This window comes from Methanococcoides sp., from assembly GCF_030594565.1.
Lineage (GTDB): Archaea > Halobacteriota > Methanosarcinia > Methanosarcinales > Methanosarcinaceae > Methanococcoides > Methanococcoides seepicolus.
The window spans coordinates 1-3,440 of sequence record NZ_JAUVEY010000178.1 but is presented as its reverse complement, the minus strand read 5'-3'; the positions used below and the strand labels follow the sequence as shown (position 1 = coordinate 3,440).

5 protein-coding genes are annotated in these 3,440 nt (G+C 40.2%); 2 read left to right on the top strand and 3 right to left on the bottom strand.

Going from position 1 to position 3,440, the window contains the following annotated elements; translation table 11 throughout:
* Positions 1-492: LysE family transporter (locus QAS77_RS11090; RefSeq protein ID WP_305065596.1), on the bottom strand; the 492-nt coding region annotated here is incomplete at its 3' end.
* Positions 493-598: 106 nt separating this feature from the next.
* The gene (locus tag QAS77_RS11085) at positions 599-1,432 is read right to left on the bottom strand and encodes a hypothetical protein (protein ID WP_305065594.1); all 834 of its coding nucleotides are present in this window, start codon (positions 1,430-1,432) and stop codon (positions 599-601) included.
* 106 nt (positions 1,433-1,538) lie between these two features.
* On the opposite strand from QAS77_RS11085, the gene QAS77_RS11080 reads away from it, so the two are divergent.
* Together QAS77_RS11080 and QAS77_RS11075 are read left to right on the top strand one after the other, a co-directional pair.
* Complete coding sequence (locus QAS77_RS11080; protein ID WP_276575054.1) at positions 1,539-1,670, top strand: hypothetical protein; 132 nt, start codon at positions 1,539-1,541, stop codon at positions 1,668-1,670.
* 357 nt (positions 1,671-2,027) lie between these two features.
* Complete coding sequence (locus tag QAS77_RS11075) at positions 2,028-2,360, top strand: carboxymuconolactone decarboxylase family protein (RefSeq protein WP_305065592.1); 333 nt, start codon at positions 2,028-2,030, stop codon at positions 2,358-2,360.
* Positions 2,361-2,384: 24 nt separating this feature from the next.
* Here the strand turns inward: QAS77_RS11075 and QAS77_RS11070 are convergent.
* Positions 2,385-3,440: HAD-IC family P-type ATPase (locus QAS77_RS11070; RefSeq protein ID WP_305065590.1), on the bottom strand; the 1,056-nt coding region annotated here is incomplete at its 5' end.

The following is a 3,440-nucleotide window of genomic DNA, read 5'->3' as shown; positions in this document are numbered from 1 at the left end:
TAGGTCTGCAAACCAATGACCGATAATGAACGCAACGATGGCCAGCATACCTAAAAGATATTCTTGCAATATAATGGCACTTCCGGCAGTGAGCCACCATAAAATAAATGCAGGATTTAGAGCTGTGGTAAGGATGCCCGCAGACACCGGGCCTACTGAGCCTTTGAACTTTTTGGCAGATTCAGCGATATTGACATTTGAAACGCTTTTAGCACTTTTTAGAATAACAAGCCCAAAAAGGATCATTACAATACCACCCAATATTGACACGTAGGCAATGGTGGAGTCAGTTATGAAAGAAGAAGCTCCTGCAATGACCAATAGGATAACTGTCAGTTCTACCATTGAATGCCCAAGAAATACAAATGGACCTGTACGCCATCCTTTTTCGAGTGATATGCCAACAGTGGCGAACATCATTGGACCAGGAATTAGTGCAGCTGAGATCCCTATCGTAAATCCCAGTGCCAGAGCTTTGAGAAGTTCTATCATAACATCACCCTAAATAAAATAAATTATATAATATGACGATAAATATAATATATGCACTATGTATAATGCATGCCATATTAAGCTGTTGTCATCATTTTATAATGCTTTATGTTCGCATCTGCTTTATCTCCAATAATACCTTGTACAGACCAGCACTTGCTGGTATGGTCCATACGAGCGGCCAAAACCCATCACTGGCAGTTGAGAATAGCATAAATGCAGATACGCTGAATACAGCCAGCAACTGCGTTGCTTTTATCCTCTGTTCATCCAGTCTTTCTCCTGTCCTGTCACCGATACTAATGATAGTATCTCTGTTAGTGAACAGCGGAAGAGCAAGTAGGATCATAACAGTGAAGGCAACTATTTTCAATAGGGACATGTCCATGACCACATCAGTAATTTCGTGTATGAGAGCAAGACCAGAATAGAGGAGCAATAGTACTGCGGGTATGAGGTGACCTCTGTATGGCGAGGATAGTCTTCCGTCAAGGAAAAAACCAAGTGCTGAGATCGTCCCAAATACCCAGCTTAACTGATATGTAAGGAAAGCTCCAATGGAAAGAATGGCTAACGAGTCGATAATACCAGCCTTTGCACCTGTCGATCTGTTTACCAGTCTTAGTAACAATAAGAACCAAATTAAAGGAAAGATGGGGTGTAACCCGAAGATTATCACATGCGGCAGGGTCAATATGACCGGAATGAAAGCTGCCGACTCATGGTCAGGATCCATTTCCCTTGCAATCGCCCAGAGCAGGAATATTGTGATCCCTGCTTTTATGCCATAGACAAATGAGCTAGAAATTTCTTTGGTTATAATGAGATAGAATACAAGAGCTGAAATTGTTACAAGAGTTGCTAACTGGATTATCAGGCGATTATTTGGATATTCCAGGTCCAGTTTTCTACCAAGTGTAGTGATCTCATATTTATTCACATTATATATTGCCAGTTTTTGAATTATAAGGCTTCTGAATGTTACATCCTTTTTAATTCTCTACTGGCATCATTTTATATAGTATAGGCTTCAAAAAAGAGCTTCTATGGCAATGTCTAAAAAGGATATAGCAAGGAAAAGTGGCAAGAAAAAAGAGAAAATGGAAGGACTTGAAGCAAAGGCATCCTCAGGCGATGCTTCTGCAAAGAAGAAACTTGCAAAACTAAAGAAGAAGTGATTCTCTTTTTTTCAGAATTATTGAGTAGATGGCATATTAGAACGATCTTACTGCCATCCTCTTTTTCTGATATTCATCTCTGTTCTAAACAATATCTTATCGTTTGATTTTACATCTTCCTACTATATTAAGCACCATTTGCACGTTTTTTCTCTTATCCCTCATTTTCCAGCGTGGGAAAAGAGAGTTATCTTGACTTCACGGACAGCGGGGTTTGCCCTTACTATTTTATTCGTTTGAATGGTGTTCCAATATAAATTGAAACGTTGCTTTTAAGTTATCTTAAGTTTCATCTTTATTCGCCGTTCTGGTAAATATCAGAACAGTAATACAAAAAATATATGGATGTGGATCGAAATGAGAATGTTAGAAGAATTTTATCCAGAATTCACGGAAAAGCTGGATGAGATCGATAATTTGTATGCTGAAAATCGAACGATAGATGAGAAAACATACCAGTTCATCTGTTTTGCCCTTTCCATCAAGGCAAGGTCAAAGCCATGTGTCCTTAAGCACTTTAAAGGCGCACTGGAAGCAGGAGCTACAGTCAAAGAATTATCCTACATATTTGCTCTTGTGATGAGAGAAGCAGCAGGTGCGGATGACTGTTGGACACATGATGTCCTGGGAGACTGGAAAGAGATTCTGAAAGGAAATATTTCCTGTAGCTGCTGTGGTGATGAAGATTGAGGGTCATATAACCCTCGCATTTCATTATTTTTTGATCTGTTTGTTGTGTCTCATTTTCTGTAGGTATTTTTCCAGTTCTATCAAAAAGAATATGGAACTTGCAATTATTATTATCACAACCCAATCAATAAGCCTGATAGGACTTGTTCTCAGGATCATGTTCATCGTAGGGTTGTAAGTAATGAACATCTGCAAACCGATCACTATCGAGATCCCAAGAAGCATATATCTATTTGAGAACATTTGTCCGAAAACGTTCTCATGGATCGATTTGCAATTGAAAAGGTAGAATATCTCGAAAAATACGATAGTATTCAACGCTATTGTTTGTGAAGTACTGATATCCATGCCATTATTGATATTGAAGATGTATAGCAGGAAAGTAGCAGTGACCATTAGTAATGCAACAGTTATTATCCTTCGTTTGATAACTGGAAGAAGCAGTGGCTCTTTTTGTGGCCTTGGTGGTCTATTAAGAAGTCTTTTCTCCATCGGTTCGACCGTCATAGAAACTCCAAGCCCCAATGCTGTTACGGTATTGATCCACAGGATGTGTAATGGCAATAGTGGCGGAGCCGCGAATCCCAGTAGAACAGCAGCTAAAATCGCCAATCCTTCTGCAGCGTTCGTGGGTAATGTCCAGAGGATCACTTTCTGTATCTTGCCATAGACATCCCTGCCTTCTTCTACCGCATTCACAATGGATGAAAAATTATCATCAGTAAGAACCATGTCCGCTGCTTCTTTTGCAACTTCGGTCCCTGATCGGCCCATTGCAACCCCGATGTCAGCATTTTCAAGTGCAGGCGCATCATTGATACCGTCCCCTGTAACTGCGACAACTTCGCCTTCCTGTTTTAATAACCCGACTATCCTGGATTTATCTTCAGGGGATGTCCTTGCAAAAACAGAGACTGACCTTAATGCTTCTATCAGCTCTTCATCGGTCATTGTTTCAATATCACTGCCCGACAATGCTCCTTCTGTACGGATTCCAAGCTGTCTTGCAATGGTGTGAGCGGTTTTGATATGGTCGCCCGTGATCATGATAACTCTGATGCCTGCATTATTACATTTGAA

What these genes read in the sequence shown, in the direction of transcription:
- QAS77_RS11080 (WP_276575054.1), top strand. Translation starts at nt 1,539, where the DNA reads ATGGCAATGTCTAAAAAGGATATAGCAAGGAAAAGTGGCAAGAAAAAA.
- QAS77_RS11075 (WP_305065592.1), top strand. Translation starts at nt 2,028, where the DNA reads ATGAGAATGTTAGAAGAATTTTATCCAGAATTCACGGAAAAGCTGGAT.